The sequence below is a fragment of the Cryobacterium sp. TmT2-59 genome (genome assembly GCF_004403545.1).
Taxonomy (GTDB): domain Bacteria; phylum Actinomycetota; class Actinomycetes; order Actinomycetales; family Microbacteriaceae; genus Cryobacterium; species Cryobacterium shii.
Genome location: NZ_SOGM01000093.1, coordinates 19,011 through 37,291, shown reverse-complemented (window position 1 = coordinate 37,291; position 18,281 = coordinate 19,011). Strand labels below are relative to the sequence as shown.

The following is an 18,281-nucleotide window of genomic DNA, read 5'->3' as shown; positions in this document are numbered from 1 at the left end:
CCCGCCGCGCCCCCCGCGGCGACGCCCCTGGCAGCCGCACCGGCGACCGTTCCACCGCCGCCGGCCCGGCCCGCGGTCGCCCCCGCCGAGACCAGCCTGAATGCCCTCACTCTCGCCAAAGGCATCCTGACCGACCAGCTCAGCAGCCTGCCCAGGCTGCTCGGCCTGCTCGCCGCGGTCGCGTACATCTCCTACCGCATCGGCCGCCGCGCCGGCGGGCGCTAGGCCGTCGGGTGAGCACACCGGAAAGGTTCCACCGCAATGCGTGAGGTCCTGGATCCCCTGCTCGCGGGCTGGCACACCGGCGGCGCCGCCGCGCTCGCCACCGTCGTCCGCACGTTCAAGTCCGCGCCGAGACCGGCGGGAGCGTCGATGCTGGTCTCCGAGGACGGCACCGTCGTCGGCTCGCTGTCCGGCGGGTGCGTCGAAGGCGCCGTCTACGAACTCGGTTCCCAGGTCATCGAGGACGGCCGGCCCGTTCTGGTGCGGTACGGGATCAGCGACGATGACGCGTTCTCAGTCGGCCTCACCTGCGGCGGCATCCTCGATGTCTTCGTCGAACGCGTCAACCGGGAGAGCTTCCCGGAACTGGCCGCGGTGCAGCACGACATTGCCGGCTCCCTGCCGGTGGGAGTCGCGACCGTCATCGAACACCCCGACGCCACCTGGCTGGGCCGGCACCTGATCGTGCGCCCGCACGGCTTCGACGGCGACGTGGGCTCGGAGCATGCCAACCGCGCCATCAGCGATGACGCCCAAGGGCTGCTCGCCGCCGGCCGGAACAGCACGCTCACCTACGGCCCCGATGGCGAGCGGCGCGGCGAAGGAATGCGGGTCTTCTTCAACAGTTATGCCCCCCGCCCGCGAATGCTGGTCTTCGGCGCGATCGACTTCGCGGCGGCACTGGCCCGCCTGGCCGCTTTCCTCGGCTATCGCGTCACCGTGTGCGACGCCCGCGCCGTGTTCGCCACGGCGGCGCGATTCCCCGACGCCGACGAGGTGATCGTCGGTTGGCCGCACCGCTACCTCGCCGAGCAGCTGGCCGCCGGCCTCGTCGACAACCGCACGGTGCTGTGTGTGCTCACCCACGACCCGAAATTCGATGTGCCTCTCCTGGAGGTGGCGTTGCGAAGCGAGCAGTTCGCCTATATCGGTGCGATGGGCTCGCGGCGCACCCACGAGGACCGCCTGGCCCGGCTGCGCGACGCCGGCCTGGACGAGGCGGAACTGGACCGGCTGCACAGCCCGATCGGGCTGGATCTGGGCTCACGGACACCGGAGGAGACGGCCGTGTCGATCGCAGCCGAGATCATTGCCCTGCAGTGGGGTGGCAGCGGTGAGCCGCTCAGCGGTCTGGTCGACCGCATCCATCACGACGACCAGGACGAATCGGTCCCGCCCCTGGCAGCCCCGGCGGCGCCGGAATAGCCTGCGCTATTCGCGCATTCCGAACCGCGCGTGGATCGGGTGCATCCATTTCGGCGCCCACCAGAGGCTCCGTTCGAGGGAGGTCATCACGGCCGGAACCACGATCGTGCGCACCAGGGTGGAGTCCAGGAGCACGGCCACGGCCAGGGCGATTCCGATCTGCTTCATCTGCAGCAGGTCTCCGGTGGCGAAGCCGGCGAAGACGATCACGATGATGAGAGCCGCCGAGGAAATGATCCGACCCGAGCTCTGCAGACCCGTCTCGATGGAACGGCGGGTGCTCTCCCCCTGCTCGTGGTGCTCCTTGATCCGGGCGAGCAGGAACATCTCGTAGTCCATCGCCAGGCCGAACCCGAAAGTCAGCACCAGGGTGAGCACCAGGGGGTCGACGCCGGCTATGGTCGCGGCGTCGAAGTTGAGCAGCCCGGCCAGATTGCCCTCCTGAAAGCCCCAGACCAGGATGCCGACGGATGCCCCCAGGGAGATCACGCTCACCACGAGCGCGGTAAGCGGAATGACCACGGATCCGGTCATCAGGAACAGGAGCACAAACGTGGCGCCGCCGATGATCAGGGCCGCCCAGGGAGCCCCGCGGAGGAGCGAATCGGTGTAGTCGACTGACGCCGCATCCGTTCCGCCGACCCAGTTGTCGAACGCGGGCCGATCGGCCCTGATTTCGCGGACGACACCGGGCCCCTCGTTCTGGTCGACGCCGACGCGGGACACCCAGTACCCGTTCACCTGGGCCGGGGGCGTGGTCCCGGTGACGTGCGGCAGGGCGGCAACCTCCTCCGTCCAGGCCGCGGCGGAGGCTTCGTCGGTGGCCGCCACCAATTGCACCAGCGGCGCGCTCGCCAGCGGGAAGTGGTCGTTCAGCGCCGTGACGAACTCGTACTGCGTCGAAGCCTTCGGGATCGCGTCCGCGCCGCCGCTGGACACGTTCATGTTCAGGACCGGGCTGCCCAGCAGGAGCAGCACGGCGATGCCGCCCAGGGCCACGAGCGCGGGTGCACGCTGCACCAGACGGGTGAGCCGGGAGAAGACGCCCTCCGGTGGTGCGACGTCGCCGAAGCGGGTCAGGAGCGTGCCCAGGCCTGGAATGCGCGTCAGCACGCCCGGCATCAGCAGCCGCTCGCCGAAGAAGCCGAGCAGCGCCGGCACGAGCACGAGGGCCGTCAGGATCGCGATCAACACCACCGAGACCGCGCCGATGGAGATCGCACGGATGATGGTCGGCTCGAAAACGAGCAGGCCGACCGTGGCGATGGCGAAGGTCAGGCCGGAATAGAGCACGGTGCGGCCGGCCGTGTCGACCGTGACACCGACGGCCTGCAGCATCAGCTCGTGCCGCTCCGTGCGGGTTTGCTCGCCGACCCGCGCGACGAGGAGCCGGAACTCCTCCCGGAATCGGCTGACGATCAGCAGCCCGTAGTCGATGGACAGGCCCAGGCCGATCACGGTGATGACGTTGAGGACCGTGGTGTCGATCTCCATCAGGTGGCTGAACACGAAGAGGGCGCCGAGGGCGCCGGCGATGGAGGCGAGGGCGCCGATCAGCGGGATGCCCGCGGCCAGGAACCCGCCGAAAATGATGAGCATGACGATCAGGGCGATCGGCAACGCGATCAGCTCGCCCTTCTGCAGGTCTGCTTCCGCCACGGCCACGAGCGAATCCATCAGCAACGGGGTGCCGCCGACCTCCGCAACCGCGTCCGGTTCGACCTGCCGAACCTCGTCGGCCGCTGTGCCCAGGCGGCGCTCGACGTCGGTGAGCACCCGATCGCTGGGGTCCCCGTCGGTCGTCGTCATTTCCAGGTTCAACAGCAGACCGGTGCCGTCGGGAGCCAGCAGCGGTGCCGCGGCGGGGTTCGGCTGCCCATCGGGAAGCGGCGGGATGGTCAGCGGGTTCACCACCGAGGTGACACCGTCGATCTCGTTCAGGTCCAGGGTGGCCGAGGAGAGGATCCAGACCAGTTCGTGAGCGGACAGGTCGACGCCGTGGATGAGCAGCGACAGGGACTCCGTTTCGTCGGCCGCGGGGTCCTGCAACAGGTCCGCGGCCTGACTGGCCTCGCCCGCGACGGACGGCCCGGCACTGGAGAGTCGCTGGAACAGGCTCTCCCCGGTGACCCCGAACAGCGCGGTCGCCACGCAGGCCCCGATCAGGATCACCCACGCCAGCAGTGCGCTCAGTCGATGGCGGGCTACGAAGACACCGAGAGCGCGAAGCATGGTCGCTAGTCCTCCTGTCAGTGGGCGGCTACCGCCAAAATACTCCCTCGCTCGCCTCCCGGCGGCCCGGCCCCCCGTCTTTCGATACCGAAGACCCGGAGGCCAGGGTGTAAAGTCAGAACTCAGCCCCACATACCCTTGGGGGTATCTTCCGGGTTGGCCTGAACGCTCTCCTGGCCAACCGAAAGGCACCTCATGAAAATCGTCGTCGTTGGTGGAGTCGCAGCCGGCGCCTCCGTGGCCGCGCGCGCCCGTCGTCTGGACGAGTTCGCCGAAATCGTGGTTCTCGAACGGGGCCACCACGTCTCGTTCGCCAATTGTGGTCTGCCCTACCACGTCGGCGAGGTGATCACCGATCGCAGCCGCCTCCTCTTACAGACGCCGGAGAGCCTGCGCGAATCCCTCGACATCGACGTGCGCGTGGGCCATGAGGTCACGGGGATCGACCGCACCTCACAAACCGTGACCATCCGCGAGGTCGACAGCGGACGCGAATACGTCGAAAGCTACGACGCCCTCGCGTTATGCCCTGGCGCCGAGCCGTTGCGGCCTCCCCTGCCCGGCATCGACCTGGCCGGCGTGCACGTTCTGCGCCGGATCGGCGACATGGATTCCATTAAAGCTCAGCTCGATTCCGCCCTCGTCCAGACCAAGCTGGGCGCCCGCGGCCCGGTTCGCACCGTTGTGATCGGCGCCGGGTACATCGGGCTGGAGATGGCCGAGAACCTCAAGCACCGCGGCGCCGTCGTCGACGTCGTCGAGATGAGCGACCAGATTCTGCCCCCGCTCGACCACGAGATGTCGGTTCCGGTGGAACACCACATCCGCAGCCGGGGCATCACCCTGCACCTGTCCACCGCCGCCGCCGCTTTCACCGCCCGCACAGGCGGGGGGCTGAACGTGGAACTGACCGACGGCAGCGTCCTCGAAGCCGACCTTGTCATCCTCTCGGCCGGGGTGCGGCCGAACACCGCCCTCGCGACAGCGGCCGGGCTGGACATCGGTCCGCGCGGCGGAATCACCGTCGACACCCACATGCAGACCTCCGACCCGCACATCTGGGCGGCCGGCGACTCCGTGGAGACTCCGCACACCGTGCTGCCCGGGCAGTGGCTGGCCCCCCTGGCCGGCCCGGCCAACCGCGAGGCTCGCGTCGCCGCGGAGAACATCTGCGGGCGCACGACCGAATACAAGTCCACCCAGGGCACCTCGATCGTGAAGGTCTTCGACATGGTGGCCGGCGGTACCGGCGCCACCGAGCGGCAGCTCCTCGCCGCCGACCTGCCCTACCGGGCCGTGCACGTGCATCCGTCGGGTCACGCCGGCTACTACCCCGGAACCGCCATGATGCAGCTCAAGGTGCTCTTCGCCCCGGAGACCGGGCGCATTCTCGGCGCTCAGGCCGCTGGCTTCGACGGTGTCGACAAACGCCTCGACGTGCTCGCCACGGCGCTCCGCGCCGGCCTGACCGTCTACGACCTCGAGGAGCTCGAGCTCGCCTACGCCCCGCCGTTCGGCTCGGCGAAAGACCCGGTGAACATGGCCGGGTTCGTCGCCAGCAACGTTCTGCGCGGTGACCTCTCGCTCTGGTACGCCCAGGACTACCCGGCAGCGACGTCAGGCGCGCGCCTGATCGACGTGCGCACGCCCGAGGAGTTCTCGATCTGGCACCTGCCCGGGGCCGAGAACGTACCGCTCGGCACCGTCCGGGAGGCCTGCGAGAACTGGGATCGGTCGACTCCCCTGCGCCTGTACTGCGCGGTCGGGTTCCGCAGCTACCTCGGCTACCGGGCACTCGTGCAGCGGGGCTTCACGGATGTCGCGACCCTCTCCGGCGGCTCGGACACCTTCCGGTCCTGGCACGAGGTGAAGCCTGAAAGCGACGAACCACCCCTGCCGATGACCTCGTATGCCGAGTCGGTCGACATCGTCGCCGCAGCGGCGGCGACCGCGGCCCTGGCCCAGGGCACGGGCGTGCGCGTGGATCTGGATTGCTCCGGCCTGGCCTGCCCCGGCCCGATCATGAAACTCTCCGAGAACATTCGGTCGCTGACCCCGGGAGACGAGATCGTCGTACACGTCTCCGACCCGGGCTTCGCCAACGATGCCCCGGCCTGGGCCAAACGAAACGGCCACCAGCTGCTGGCGATCGAACCAGAGGGACCAGGCTACGTCGCCACGATGCGGAAGGGCGGAGCGGTCGTCGCGACCGCCCAGAACGTGGGTGTTCCGGCGGAGAAGAAGCCCGGAAAGACCTCATTCGTGGTGTTCTCCGGCGACCTCGACAAGGTCCTGGCCGCCTTCATCATCGCCAACGGTGCGATCGCCATGGGCGACGAGGTGTCGATGTTCTTCACGTTCTGGGGCCTGAACTCGTTGCGACGTCCGGACGCGCCCAAGCGCGACCGCAAACTGATGGACAAGATGTTCGCCACGATGATGCCTGCCGGCGCCGGCAGCATGCCCCTCTCGCAGATGAACATGCTCGGCGCCGGCGCCGCTCTGATCAAGAAGGTCATGAAGGACAACTCGGTCGCCTCCCTGCCGGACATGATCTCATCGGCCCAGGCCGGTGGGGCCCGCCTCATCGCCTGCACCATGACGATGGACCTACTGGGCATCGCCCCGTCGGACCTGATGGAGGGCGTGGAGCTCGGCGGCGTGGCGACATTCCTCGGTGAAGCCTCAGACTCGACCACGACGCTGTTCATCTAGCCCGGGTACGTGACGGTGAGGGGCCCGCCCGGTCTCCTCACCGTCAGCCCCGTGGAATGGGGGTTCAGGGAGCCTCGTCCACGATCCCGATGAAGCGGCTGCCGATGCCGTCGACCTCCGTGCGGCTGAGCCCGGCCGCCGCATCCGGGAGCTCATCGGAGCCATGAAAGTCGCAGGTGAGGTATGTGAACTCGGGCCACCACTTTTTCGGGCGTGCGGCCTCGGTGTACCCACAGACAGCGCACCGGAGTTCCACCCAGACCGGTTTCTTGCCGGTGCGGTTGGCCCGCGACTGCACCAGCCAGGCGGGAGGGTTGCGCTCGATCTCGGCAAGTTCAGCCTCGGACATCCGCGCCGGGAGTTCGTGGCGGTGTGCCATCTCGAGCGGGATGTCAAGGCGCAGGGCAGCCATTCGTCTCGTAATCATGTCGATTAAGAATAGGCGCTGGCCGGTGTCCGTGTCCCCCGGGCCGGGTATCCTCAGGCGCAAGGGGTCCGGCGCAAACCTGGGAGGGTGAGATGACCACCACACCGACTCGGCCGACGCACGAGAGCCAGCGAATGTCGACGGCCAGCCGAACAGCGCTCATCATCGGGTTGTCCCTGATCGCCGTTGCGACGGTGCTGGGCGTGATCCTGGTCGCTACCCTGCTCCGCGGCACCGTGGGCGGGTCGTTCGAGAGCGCCCGGAACGTGGAGGCGGGGGCCCGGGTGCTCGCCGACGTGCCGAACGCGTCGATCGACCTCCGACCCAGCACGGACGGCCAGGTGCACGTGGACGCCCGCGGAACCTACTTCGGTGCGACGCCCACGCTGTCCGTGACGACGTCCGATGATGTCACGACCATCACCGGGGGCTGCCCGAGGCAGTGGTTCGGTTACTGCTCCCTGCAGCTGAAGGTGACGATGCCGGCTTCACTGCCACTCACCGTGACCTCCCAGAACGGCGGGCTTTCGGCCTCCGGGCTGACCGGCTCGCAGAAACTCGTCACCACGAACGGCGGGATCCAGATGACCGGGACCCGCGGCGACGTCGAGTTGATCACGACCAATGGCGCGATCCGGGTGCTGGAGTCCGCCTCGCGCCGTGTGAACGCCACCACGACCAACGGGAAAGTCGAACTGGACTTCGCCGCACCGCCGTCCGCGGTCGTGGCCCGGAGCACGAACGGCACGGTCACGGTGCGTGTTCCGGGTGACGACACGACCTACGCCGTCGACGCGCACACGACCAACGGCACGATCGAGAGCGGTTCGGTGCCCACCGATCCCTCGTCACGGCGCACCATCACGGCGTCCACCACCAACGGGAACGTGACGATCAGTCGGCGTTGACCGGCCGCGACTGACCGGTCGTGAAAGACTGGGACCATGTCTGACGCCCCCTCCCCCCTCGGCCTGCTCCTCGACGTGGACGGGCCCATCGCCAGCCCGGTCACCCGCACCGTCGCCACCCCGAGCATCATCACGGACCTGATCCTCCTGGCCCGCGCCAACGTGCCGATCGCGTTCATCACCGGCCGTTCGGTCGCCTTCATTCGGGATGAGGTGGTTTTGCCGCTCCGCGCCGCCGGCCTGCCCGAGACCATGCGCATGTACGGCGTCTGCGAGAAGGGCGCCGTCTGGTTCCCCATCACCGCCGCCGGCATCGGTGAGGTCGTCGTCGACGACAGCGTTGCGCTGCCCACCCCGGCGGTCGAGGGCATCCGCGCTCTCGTCGCCGACCGATTCAGCGACACCATGTTCTTCGACGAGACCAAGCAGGCCATGGTTTCGGTCGAACAGCGCACGGATGCCGACCACGCCGCCTACCAGGTCGCGGCCGCGGACTTCAACGAGGCCGCGTTCACCCTGCTCACCGGGCTGGGGCTGGGCATCCGTTTCGGCGGACGGGTCCACCCGGACGCGCACGGTGCCGTGCCATTCCGGATCGACCCGACGATCATCTCGACGGACATCGAGTCCGTCACCCTCGACAAGGACCACGGCGCCAGGCGGGCACTGGACTTCTTCTCGGTTTCCGGCCCGCTCCCCCGGGTCTGGCGCTCGGTCGGGGATTCCCGCAGCGACTACCTGATGGCCGATCACCTGCACGCCGCCGGCTACGACGTCTCCCATGTGGACGTGCGGCCCGCGGACGGCATCCTCGAGCGGCCCTACCCGGTGATCGTGGAGGGTGACCTCGTCCACGACGCGGCCGGAGCACAGTTCCTCGGCTCCTGGGTGGACCGGCTCGGGCTGCGCTGAGCGCTGCTCCGAACAGGCTAGTCCACGCTGAAGCGGATACCGTCCTGCAGGCGGCTCCGCAGCTCGAAGACCTTCTCGAAACTGCCGCGTTCCATGCCGGGCAGGCCTTCCCGCAGCAGGCCGATCAGGCGGGACCTCGGCACGGTGACCACGGTCGGGCGGCGCCCGCGCCCCGGCACGATGAGCGGGTCCGCCAGTGCGTCGTCGGGCAGCGCGACCACGAGGGCGGTGAACTTGACCCGCAGCTGCTTGGATAGAGCGCGTGCGGCCGCCTCGAAGTCCTGAATCGGAGTGTCGCCCGGTCCGAGGGCGTCGCCGACGAGCTCCCCGCGGCGCAGCTGCACCGGGCCGCCCCAGTCCTCGGACAGGACAGCGAACAGCCCCGCCGGACCGAGCACGACGTGGTCCACCTTGGCTCCGGACGATCCCGCGGCCACGTCATGCCAGGCAGTGAAGCCGATACCGAGGGCGGAAACGAGCTGCGCCGTGGACTCCTCGGCCAGCGCCTTGGCGAGGAAGTGGCGGATCTCCCGCGGCGCCGAGCGGATCAGGGCCGGGGCGTAGGGATCGTCGATGGAGGTGCCGCGTCCGGCCCACTCGCGGAGCAGATCCAGGTAACGCTGTCGAGCGAGGCCGCCGGGGTGGCCGTACATCCGGGCGCGCAGCCCGGTGCGGGTGGCCTGACCCCGCGGAGCAGCAGAAGACGCGTACACCGTGCTCTCCGGCTCGGCCCCGGAATCGGGGTAGCGCATCCGGTCGTAGGCCGCCCGGGCGTCCGGGGTCCCCACGCGTTCCCAGGCCACCTGGCCCCGGTGGAACGCAGCGGCGTCTCCCCCGACATCCGGATGCGTGCGGCGCAGGAGCCCGCGATAGGCGCGCCGCAACTCGTCGTCGCTCGCGGTGGGGCTGACGCCCAGCACCTCGTAGGGTGACGCCGCGGCCGGGCTCTCTGACATCCTCGCGGTCTCTTTCAGCGTTGGTGCGGTCGACAGGGTGTGGCCGTGTGGTGCAGTCGGCCGATCGTTCGTCCAGACTACCGATCCTGGCTGGCATATCGCCGGGCGCGCCGGGTGCGCCCGCCGAACGTGGTGACGATTCCGTGCGACGATCAGCGTATGACGACGCACGATCGCAGGATCCACCGCTCGAGCACCCGACTGGTGGCGATGTTCTGCGTCGGGGTGCTCGCCGCCACCGGGATGGGCTTCACCAGCGAAGGGGTGATGGCGCCCATCGTCGGCTGGGCAGCCGCCTGCGTGACCTACGTCACCTGGGTGTGGGCGACGATCGGCCCGATGGACAGCAACCTGACGGCCAGCCACGCGACCAGGGAGGACCCCTCGCGCGGCGTGGCGGACATCCTGATCCTGCTGAGCAGCCTCGGCAGTCTGGGCGCCCTGGTCTTCCTGATGGTCCAAACCCACGCCACCACGGGCACGCAACGGGGCGTCCTGGCGGCGGCGGCCGTGCTGAGCGTGGGCCTGTCCTGGGTGCTGGTGCACACCCTCTTCACCCTGCGTTACGCCTCGCTCTACTATGCGGGCCCCGACGGCGGGGTGGACTTCAACCAGCCGGCCCCGCCGAACTACGGTGACTTCGCCTACCTGGGCTTCACCCTCGGGATGACGTTCCAGGTGTCGGATACGAGCATTCAGGACCACCGCATCCGGATGACGGCGCTCCGTCACGGCCTTCTCTCGTATGTGTTCGGCTCATTCATCCTGGCCACCCTGATCAATCTGGTGGCCGGCCTGCTGCGCTGAGGACGGCCCGCTGGGCTGGGCAGCACGAGAACCGGAGGCCTCCCGGATTCAGCCGAAGAACTCCCGAACCGGCAGCCCGGCCACGCCGACGTCGGCGGCGAAAAGCGATCCGGCCAGCGGGTCCTGTCCGGGGTGAAGGTTTTCCCGGGACGTGGTAATAAAGAGCCGGTCCAGGTGCGGCCCGCCGAACGTGCAGGCGGTCACGTTCTGCGCGGCCACCTCGACGATCTCGTCCAGCCGGCCGGCCGGGCTGTAGCGGTGCACGGCGGATCCGCCGTAGAGAGCCACCCAGACGGCACCCTCGCTGTCCACTGTGAGGCCGTCCGGATAACCGGCGCCCGGCGGAATCTCGACGAAGGTGCGCAACCCCGTGAGCCCGGACTCGCGGCTGTAGTCGAGGACCGAGACCCGGCCGGTGGGGGTGTCATTGAAATAGGCCAGGGACCCGTCCGGGCTCCAGTCCAGCCCGTTGGGAATGCTCAGGTTCGACAGGACCGGGGTCACGGTGCCGTCGGGGTCGAGGCGGTGCAGGATCCCGGCTCCGGGCCGCTGGTCGTAGGCCATGGACCCGCAGTAGACGCGCCCGTCCGGGTCGCAGCGCCGCCACCATCCCACCGACATGGCGGCGATGAATCGTGTCTCCGACGAGGGAGAGCACGTCCCCGGCGAACATGAACACCCAGCGCAGGCCACCCCAGGACTCAGACCAGACCGGCCCTTCGGCGTGGAAGGCGACCGGGTCCGTTCTCTGCTCGGCGAGCACGTCCGCTGCCGGGAATCGCTAGTCGCGGAGGATCTGGACCGGGATCGCCACGGCGAGGGAGACGACCAGCACGCCGCCGATGAAGAGCGGGGCCTGGAGCGTGGGCGCCTCGAAGGCGAACCCGAAGAGCCAGAGGCCGAAGGTGAAGACGGCCATCGAGATGATGAAGTAGATGACGTTCATGGTGGGGGCCCTTTCGAACGGTGCCCACGCAGGTTCGCCGGGCCGATGGTTCGAGCGTACCGGTTCGCGGGGTGGAAACCGGGCCGCGGCCCCGGTTACGCGCCCGGGCGGTCGCCGGCCGGCTCGATCAGTTCCGGCCCGTTTCCCCTGATCGGGGCCACCTCGTGGAACCGGAGTGCGTCTGCGGCGTCGCGGGACGCCGCGACGGCCCCGTCCACGAACGATTGGTCTCCCGGAGTGTGCGGGTCCAGCCACTGGTCCCACCATTCCTCCGCGAGGATGACGGGCATGCGGTCGTGGAGATCGGCCAGCGGACCCCCGGCCGCCTGGGTCAGGATCGTGGCGGACAGCACCCAGCGGGACGGGTCGGTGTCGGAAACGGCCGGGTTGCGCCACCAGGAATAGAGTCCGGCCAGGGCCAGCGGGAGGCCGTCATCCGAGTGGATGAAGTAGGGCGTCTTGACGGCGCCGTCCGTGCGCCACTCGTAGTAGCCGGTGGCCGGCACGAGTGCACGGCGGGAGACGACCGAGTCGGCGAAGGACGCCTTCCCACCGACCGTTTCGGAACGGGCGTTGAACGTCGGGAAGCCGGAGGCCAGCTCGGTGGCGAACGACGGAACCAGCGACCAGCGCGCCGCCTCGAGGCGGCGCACGACGTCGCCGGACTTCGCCGACTCGAGCACGATCGGGATCTGCTCGGTGGGGGCGATGTTCCAGGACGGCTCCGGGAGGTTCTCGCCCTCGTGTTCGACGTCGAACATCGCGGCGAGATCGGACGCCGTATCCGTGATGATGAGGCGACCGCACATAGCGACAGGCTACTACCGACCGGCGACGGAACCGTCCTGCCCGTGGCCCGGCACTGTCCAGCACTGGCCAAATCCGCCCCGCCGGGTGAACATGGAGGAAGGCCATTCCCGACCCGGTGGAGGGGTTCCGATGAACACGACGGCGGCAATCGTCCTGGTGGTCCTCCTTCTGCTCGGTGTGCTCGTTCTACTGATGTCGATGCGGGTGATCAAACAGTACGAGCAGGGCGTGGTGCTGCGCTTCGGACGGTTGATCGGCACCCGGTTGCCCGGGCTGACCTTCATCATTCCGTTCGTCGACGTGCTCCACCGGGTGGCCCTTCGGATCGTGACGCTGCCGATCCAGTCCCAGGGCATCATCACCCAGGACAACGTCAGCGTCGGCGTGTCCGCGGTCGCGTACTACCGGATCGTCGACCCGGTGCGGTCCGTGGTCGCGATCGAGGACGTGAAGGCGGCGATCGACCAGATCGCCCAGACCACACTGCGCAAGGTGGTAGGTCAGCACACGCTCGATGAAACGCTCGCCGAGACGAACGTCCTCAACCTCAACATCCGGGAGATCCTGGACGCGCGCACCCTCGATTGGGGCGTCGAGGTCACACTGGTGGAACTCAAGGACATCCTCCTGCCCGACAGCATGAAGCGCGCCATGGCGAAGCAGGCGGAGGCCCAGCGGGAGAAGCGCGCCAAGATCATCAACGCGCAAGGCGAGTCGCTGGCCGCTGCCGCGCTGGGCGAAGCCAGCGACATCATGATGGCCCACCCGCTGGCACTGCAGTTGCGCAACCTGCAGAGCCTGGTCGAGATCGGCGTGGACAAGAACACCGTTGTCGTGTTCCCCGCTCCCCTGATGAGCACCGTCGGCGAGCTGGGCGACTTCCTCGCCCGGGAGACCAAGGCCGCGGACGCGATCGCCCGGGGCATCCGCTAGCGTCGATTCCGGCGCCGCGGGGCGCGGGAGCGAGGGTGGCGGAATGAACGGGCGGAACATGCAGGGTCGGAACGTGCAGGGTCGGGACGAAGCGGATCGGTACAGCGCGGATGTGCTCTCACCCGGGTGGCGGGAGGTCGGCCGTACGATTGTTCCGACTCAGGAAGCGACGCCCGATCTCGTGGTCGAGGAGGTGGCGACCGGCTTCTGCGGCGCCGTGATCCGGATCGAGAAGAAGATCGTCACCCTGGAGGACCGCCACGGAAAACTGCGCTTGTTCCCCCTCGGCGGCGGATTCCTGCTCGACGGCCAGCCGGTCGTCCTCGTCGCCCCCAAGCCGCGGACGCCGCAGGGGCGCGCACGCACGGCCTCCGGCTCGGTGGCGGTGACGGATGCGCCCGCACGGGTGGCCAGGGGCAGCCGCATCTTCGTCGAGGGCCGGCACGACGCCGAACTCGTCGAAAAGGTCTGGGGCGCCGACCTGCGCATCGAGGGGGTGGTGGTCGAGTACATCGAGGGCGTCGACAACCTCGAGGAACTCCTGGCGGAATTCCGTCCCGCTCCCGGGCGGCGGGTCGGGATGCTCGTCGACCATCTGGTCGCGGGGTCCAAGGAGAGCCGGATCGCCCAGGCCGTGGCCAGCGGGCCGCACGGCCGGAATGTGCTCGTGGTCGGGCATCCGTACGTCGACGTCTGGCAGGCCGTGAAGCCGGAGCGCCTCGGCTGGGAGGCGTGGCCGGTGATTCCGCGCACGATCGAGTGGAAGCACGGAATCTGCGAGGCCCTCGGCTGGCCGCACGAGGAGCAGGCGGACATCGCCCGGGCCTGGCAGCGGATTCTCGGACGGGTGAGGTCGTACGCGGACCTCGAACCGCAATTCCTGGGCCGAGTGGAACAGTTGATCGATTTCGTGACCGTTGAATAGTGCAGAGTGCCTCACTTTCTGGCGGATATGTGAAGAAACGTAACGCTTTGGAACCGAATCAGCTGACAATCCGGGCAGGAACGAGCGATGTGGGCTAGAGTTAACTCAGTAGTTGTAGTGCTTGCACGTCTTAAAACGCAGTGACCTCGGTCAGTGCGGCGTATTCCTTTCGGAAGCGGACGACGAATACCGCGACGAACGGCCTCGAAAGTCGGGGCCTTTCTAACACTCCTGGAGGAGTTTCAAAAATGGCAACAGGTACCGTGAAATGGTTCAACGCTGAAAAGGGCTTCGGCTTCATCGCTCCCGACGACGGAAGCGCCGACGTGTTCGCGCACTACTCCGCGATCGCCTCGAACGGCTACAAGTCCCTCGACGAGAACCAGAAGGTCGAGTTCGAGGTAACCCAGGGCCCCAAGGGTCCTCAGGCCGAGAACATCCGCGCCCTCTAAATAGCTGCAAAGCTAAATAGCGCAACTGCTCTTCAGGCTTCACGGCCTTACTGAGCTTCGACAACGCCCCTGCTTCGGCAGGGGCGTTGTCTCGTTAAGCCGGACCCTCCTCAGCCGAGGGAGCCGGCGCCTACTTGACCAGGTCCTGCCAGCCGTCACCGTCGACGTACTCGAAGATCAGGTTGGTCTCGGTGTGCGCCACCGCCGGGTGCTCGGCGAGGTGCTCGAGCACGAAGTCCCGCAGGCCGGAGGCATCCGCCGCGGCCACGTGCAGGAGATAGTCGTCGGCCCCCGCAGTGTGGAACAGGCCGATCACTCCGGGCCAGTGCGGTGCCGCATCCCGGAACTCGTCGATCTGTCCGCGGGCATGCTTGACCAGCCGGATCGAGATCAGCGCCTGCAGAGATGCCCCGAGCGCGGCGAGATCGATGATCGCGCGGTAGCCGCGGATGTGGCCGAGCTGCTGGAGCCGGCGCAGGCGCAGCGACACCGTGGATTCCGCAACCCCGATTTCGGCGGCCAGTGCGGCCCCGGAGGCGCGGGCGTTGATGGACAGCGCACGCAGCAGGGCGCGGTCGACGCGGTCGATTTCGGTTTTCTTCGGTTCCATCGGCTCACTCTTTCGTCACTGAGCAGTTTATGCGACGATCGGCCGGGTTTCGGAAGGGTCTGCAGGCCCTATTGCGGACGAGGACAGAATCTGTTTTCGTCTGAGCATGATGCCAACGACGCCGCACCTGGAAACCATCGCCGTGCACGCCGGGATGGAGGGTGTGACCGAGTCGGGTTCCCATGTGCCGGTGATCGACCTGTCCACAACCAATCCCCTGGCCGGGGTGGAGCGCGGCGGCGACTCCTACGAGAATCTGGCCACCGGCGGCGTCATCGGTGCTGGGGACTCCGCGGTGTACCAGAGGCTCTGGCAGCCCGGCGTGGCCCGGTTCGAGACCGCTCTCTCCGCCCTGGAGGGTACGGAGGGCACCGTCGCCTTCGCCAGCGGGATGGCCGCGCTGGCGGCCGTGCTGATCGCATCCGTCGCCGCCGGCACGCCGCACATCGTGGCTCTGCGTCCGATCTATGGCGGGACGGACCATGTGCTGGCCACCGGTCTGCTCGGCACGACGGTCACCTGGGTCGACGCTGCCGGCGTGGCGGCGGCAATCAGGTCCGACACCGGGCTGGTCATCCTCGAGTCGCCCGCGAACCCCAGCCTGGCCCTGACCGATATCCGGGCCGTGGCGGATGCCGCCGGCCGGGTCCCCGTGCTCGTGGACAACACCTTCGCCACCCCGGTGCTGCAGCGACCGGTGGAGGCGGGCGCGACCCTGGTGCTGCACAGTGCCACCAAGTTCCTCGGCGGCCACGGGGACGTGATGGGCGGCACGGTTTCGGGCCCCGAGGACTGGCTGGTGCGTCTGCGGCAGGTGCGCGCGCTGACCGGCGGCATCCTGCATCCGTTCGCCGCCTACCTGCTGCACCGGGGCCTGCGCACGCTTCCCGTGCGCGTGCGGGCCCAGCAGGCCACCGCTGCAGCCGTCGCCGAGGGCCTCGTTGGCCATCCGGCCCTGGCCCGCGTGCTCTACCCCGGGCTGCCCGGGCAGGACCCGCAGAACCTGATCGGGCGCCAGTGCACGGGTGCCGGGTCGATCATCGCGCTCGACTTCGCCGGCGGGTTCGACGCGGCCGTCCGCTTCACCGAAGCCTGCCGGCTGATCACCCACGCGGTGTCCCTCGGCGGGGTGGATTCGCTGGTGCAGCATCCGGCGTCCCTGACCCACCGCCCGGTCGAGGCCGGGGCGCGACCGGGCGCGGGCATCGTGCGCATCTCGATCGGTCTGGAGCACCCCGACGACCTGCTCGCCGACATCCTGGCTGCACTGGACGTGCCTGCCGCCGTCGACCGGGGCTGCGCGGTCCCGCTGCCCCAGGAGGCCGTCGCCTGAGTTCCCGTTCCGGTCGAGAGTGCCCGCTGCGCGGGTCACTCTCGACCGGAACGGGAACAGTGGGCTCAGCTGCGACCGAGGCGGCGGCGGAGCAGGTCGATCCGGTTCTGCAACTGCGTCACGCTGGCCTGCGCCACGGCGGGACCACCGCACTCGCGCCGGAGTTCCGCGTGCACCATGCCGTGCGGCTCCTGGGCCAGCTTCGACCACATGCCCACCAGGCTCGCCAGCAGGGTGCGCTGTTCCTTCAGCGTGCGGTACAGGGGCGGGGGCTCCTCCGGTGCGATCTCGCCGGTGACCGGGTCCTTGCGACGGTCCGTGGAACGCTTGGCCTGCCGGTGCTGTCGCTGGCGCAGCAACTCGGAGACCTGCTCGGGTTCGAGCAGCCCCGGGATGCCGATGAAGTCGAATTCCTCGTCGGTGCCCGGCTCGGCCAGCTCTCCGAACTCGTCCCCGTTGAACATGACCATGTCGAAGGTGGCCTGGGAGTCGATGGCCTGCCAGGTGAATTCCTCGCCGAGGTCGTCGGAGGCCTTGTCCGCCTTGTTCGCGTCGGCGACCATGGCGTCTTCGGGGTTGTACATCCCGTCTTCGCCGTCATCCCGGTTGCTGCGGTCCAGGGCGTGGTCACGCTCCAGCTCGAGCGCATTCGCCAGGCTGAGCAGGCTCGGCACGTTGGGCAGGAAGATCGACGCCGTCTCGCCTCGACGGCGGGCGCGCACGAACCGGCCGATGGCCTGCGCGAAGAACAGCGGGGTGGATGCGCTGGTCGCGTACACGCCCACGGCCAGACGGGGCACGTCGACGCCCTCGGACACCATCCGCACCGCCACCATCCAGCGCGAAGTGCTGTGCGAGAACTCGTCGATCCGGTCGCTGGACTCCTTCTCGTCGGAGAGCACGACGGTCACCGACTCCCCCGAGATCTCCTGCAGGATGGCCGCGTACGCGCGTGCCATGGTCTGGTCGGTCGCGATCACCAGTCCCCCGGCGTCCGGGATGCCGTGGCGCACCTGGGTCAGCCGCGAGTCCGCGGCGCGCAGAACCGCCGGGATCCACTGGCCGGTGGGTTCCAGGGCGGTGCGCCAGGCCTGGGAGGTGATGTCTTTGGTGTTGCCCTCGCCGAGTTTCGCTTCCATCTCGTCGCCTGCGCGGGTGCGCCATTTCATGTGCCCGGCGTAGACCATGAACATGACCGGGCGCACGACGCCGTCTTCGAGGGCGCGGCCGTAGCCGTAGTTGTAGTCGCTCTGGGACAGACGGATGCCGTGCTCGTCGGGCAGGTAGCTCACGAACGGGATCGGCGAGGTGTCCGAGCGGAACGGAGTGCCGGTCAGCGAGAGCCGGCGGGTGGCCGGTTCGAACGCCTCCCGGATCGCGTCGCCCCAGCTCAGGGCGTCCCCGCCGTGGTGCACCTCGTCCAGGATCACGAGGGTGCGGCTGGACTGCGTGAGTTGCCGGTGCAGCGCGGCCCGACTGGCCACCTGGGCGTAGGTGACGGCGATGCCGTGGTAGTGGTTGCCGTAGCGGCCGTTGGCGTTCTTGAAGTTCGGGTCCAGCCGGATGCCCGCCCGCGCGGCGGCATCCGCCCACTGGCGCTTGAGATGCTCGGTGGGTGCGACCACCGTGATGCTGTCGATCAACCGGCGCGCCTTGAGCTCGGCGGCGAGCCGCAGGGCGAAGGTCGTCTTGCCGGCGCCGGGCGTGGCCGCGGCGAGGAAATCGCGCGGCTGATGCAGGAAATAGGCTTCCAGGGCCTCGGCCTGCCAGGCGCGCAGCTTGCCCGCCGTGCCCCACGCGGCGCGTTCCGGGAAGGACGGTGAGAGGTGTTCGGCTGCACTCGTCCCCTGGGCAGGTCCGAAAGCAGGTGGAGTATTCACTTCATAA

At 68.7% G+C, this 18,281-nt stretch carries 17 protein-coding genes and 1 pseudogene; 10 read left to right on the top strand and 8 right to left on the bottom strand.

The window, feature by feature from the left end; translation table 11 throughout:
- A pseudogene (locus E3T24_RS17560) lies at positions 1 to 225 on the top strand (carbon monoxide dehydrogenase); the annotation flags it as partial.
- Between the two features lie 36 nt (positions 226 to 261).
- The gene (locus E3T24_RS14695; RefSeq protein ID WP_134404508.1) at positions 262 to 1,428 is read left to right on the top strand and encodes an XdhC family protein; all 1,167 of its coding nucleotides are present in this window, start codon (positions 262 to 264) and stop codon (positions 1,426 to 1,428) included.
- Between the two features lie 6 nt (positions 1,429 to 1,434).
- On the opposite strand, the gene E3T24_RS14690 is transcribed toward E3T24_RS14695, so the two are convergent.
- A complete protein-coding gene (locus E3T24_RS14690) occupies positions 1,435 to 3,660 on the bottom strand; it encodes an MMPL family transporter (protein ID WP_134434779.1) in 2,226 nt (741 codons plus the stop codon).
- Between the two features lie 195 nt (positions 3,661 to 3,855).
- Here E3T24_RS14690 and E3T24_RS14685 point away from each other — a divergent pair, with 195 nt between their 5' ends.
- Complete coding sequence (locus E3T24_RS14685; RefSeq protein ID WP_134434778.1) at positions 3,856 to 6,375, top strand: FAD-dependent oxidoreductase; 2,520 nt, start codon at positions 3,856 to 3,858, stop codon at positions 6,373 to 6,375.
- 64 nt (positions 6,376 to 6,439) lie between these two features.
- Here E3T24_RS14685 and E3T24_RS14680 read toward each other — a convergent pair whose 3' ends face one another.
- Complete coding sequence (locus tag E3T24_RS14680; protein WP_134366424.1) at positions 6,440 to 6,802, bottom strand: hypothetical protein; 363 nt, start codon at positions 6,800 to 6,802, stop codon at positions 6,440 to 6,442.
- A 92-nt stretch (positions 6,803 to 6,894) separates the two neighbouring features.
- Between E3T24_RS14680 and E3T24_RS14675 the strand changes: the two genes are divergently transcribed.
- Both E3T24_RS14675 and E3T24_RS14670 read left to right on the top strand, forming a co-directional pair.
- On the top strand, positions 6,895 to 7,710 hold the full coding sequence (locus E3T24_RS14675) for a DUF4097 family beta strand repeat-containing protein (RefSeq protein WP_134366425.1): 816 nt from the start codon (positions 6,895 to 6,897) through the stop codon (positions 7,708 to 7,710).
- A 36-nt stretch (positions 7,711 to 7,746) separates the two neighbouring features.
- Complete coding sequence (locus E3T24_RS14670) at positions 7,747 to 8,622, top strand: hypothetical protein (RefSeq protein WP_134366426.1); 876 nt, start codon at positions 7,747 to 7,749, stop codon at positions 8,620 to 8,622.
- 17 nt (positions 8,623 to 8,639) lie between these two features.
- Here the strand turns inward: E3T24_RS14670 and E3T24_RS14665 are convergent, their stop codons facing one another.
- Positions 8,640 to 9,578 (bottom strand): DnaJ domain-containing protein, encoded by a 939-nt coding sequence (locus E3T24_RS14665; protein ID WP_134366427.1) that lies wholly within the window; start codon positions 9,576 to 9,578, stop codon positions 8,640 to 8,642.
- 159 nt (positions 9,579 to 9,737) lie between these two features.
- On the opposite strand from E3T24_RS14665, the gene E3T24_RS14660 reads away from it, so the two are divergent.
- On the top strand, positions 9,738 to 10,385 hold the full coding sequence (locus tag E3T24_RS14660) for a DUF1345 domain-containing protein (RefSeq protein WP_134366428.1): 648 nt from the start codon (positions 9,738 to 9,740) through the stop codon (positions 10,383 to 10,385).
- Between the two features lie 48 nt (positions 10,386 to 10,433).
- Here the strand turns inward: E3T24_RS14660 and E3T24_RS14655 are convergent, their stop codons facing one another.
- From E3T24_RS14655 to E3T24_RS14650, 3 genes are all read right to left on the bottom strand, one after another.
- Complete coding sequence (locus E3T24_RS14655; protein ID WP_338144981.1) at positions 10,434 to 11,006, bottom strand: SMP-30/gluconolactonase/LRE family protein; 573 nt, start codon at positions 11,004 to 11,006, stop codon at positions 10,434 to 10,436.
- Between the two features lie 160 nt (positions 11,007 to 11,166).
- Complete coding sequence (locus E3T24_RS17460) at positions 11,167 to 11,331, bottom strand: hypothetical protein (protein WP_160141051.1); 165 nt, start codon at positions 11,329 to 11,331, stop codon at positions 11,167 to 11,169.
- A gap of 95 nt (positions 11,332 to 11,426) precedes the next feature.
- A complete protein-coding gene (locus E3T24_RS14650; protein WP_134366429.1) occupies positions 11,427 to 12,140 on the bottom strand; it encodes an SOS response-associated peptidase in 714 nt (237 codons plus the stop codon).
- A 130-nt stretch (positions 12,141 to 12,270) separates the two neighbouring features.
- On the opposite strand from E3T24_RS14650, the gene E3T24_RS14645 reads away from it, so the two are divergent.
- From E3T24_RS14645 to E3T24_RS14635, 3 genes are all read left to right on the top strand, one after another.
- Complete coding sequence (locus E3T24_RS14645) at positions 12,271 to 13,074, top strand: slipin family protein (RefSeq protein WP_134402365.1); 804 nt, start codon at positions 12,271 to 12,273, stop codon at positions 13,072 to 13,074.
- Between the two features lie 43 nt (positions 13,075 to 13,117).
- The gene (locus tag E3T24_RS14640) at positions 13,118 to 13,999 is read left to right on the top strand and encodes a DUF3097 domain-containing protein (RefSeq protein WP_241975771.1); all 882 of its coding nucleotides are present in this window, start codon (positions 13,118 to 13,120) and stop codon (positions 13,997 to 13,999) included.
- A 248-nt stretch (positions 14,000 to 14,247) separates the two neighbouring features.
- Positions 14,248 to 14,451: a cold-shock protein gene (locus E3T24_RS14635; RefSeq protein ID WP_035840308.1), complete on the top strand. Its 204-nt coding sequence runs from the start codon at positions 14,248 to 14,250 to the stop codon at positions 14,449 to 14,451.
- 130 nt (positions 14,452 to 14,581) lie between these two features.
- On the opposite strand, the gene E3T24_RS14630 is transcribed toward E3T24_RS14635, so the two are convergent.
- A complete protein-coding gene (locus E3T24_RS14630; protein ID WP_134366431.1) occupies positions 14,582 to 15,061 on the bottom strand; it encodes an Lrp/AsnC family transcriptional regulator in 480 nt (159 codons plus the stop codon).
- Positions 15,062 to 15,167: 106 nt separating this feature from the next.
- Between E3T24_RS14630 and E3T24_RS14625 the strand changes: the two genes are divergently transcribed.
- Entirely contained in the window at positions 15,168 to 16,394 is a 1,227-nt protein-coding gene (locus E3T24_RS14625; RefSeq protein ID WP_134366432.1) for a PLP-dependent aspartate aminotransferase family protein, read from the top strand.
- Positions 16,395 to 16,459: 65 nt separating this feature from the next.
- Here E3T24_RS14625 and E3T24_RS14620 read toward each other — a convergent pair whose 3' ends face one another.
- The gene (locus tag E3T24_RS14620; RefSeq protein ID WP_134366433.1) at positions 16,460 to 18,274 is read right to left on the bottom strand and encodes a DEAD/DEAH box helicase; all 1,815 of its coding nucleotides are present in this window, start codon (positions 18,272 to 18,274) and stop codon (positions 16,460 to 16,462) included.
- Positions 18,275 to 18,281: the final 7 nt, after the last annotated feature.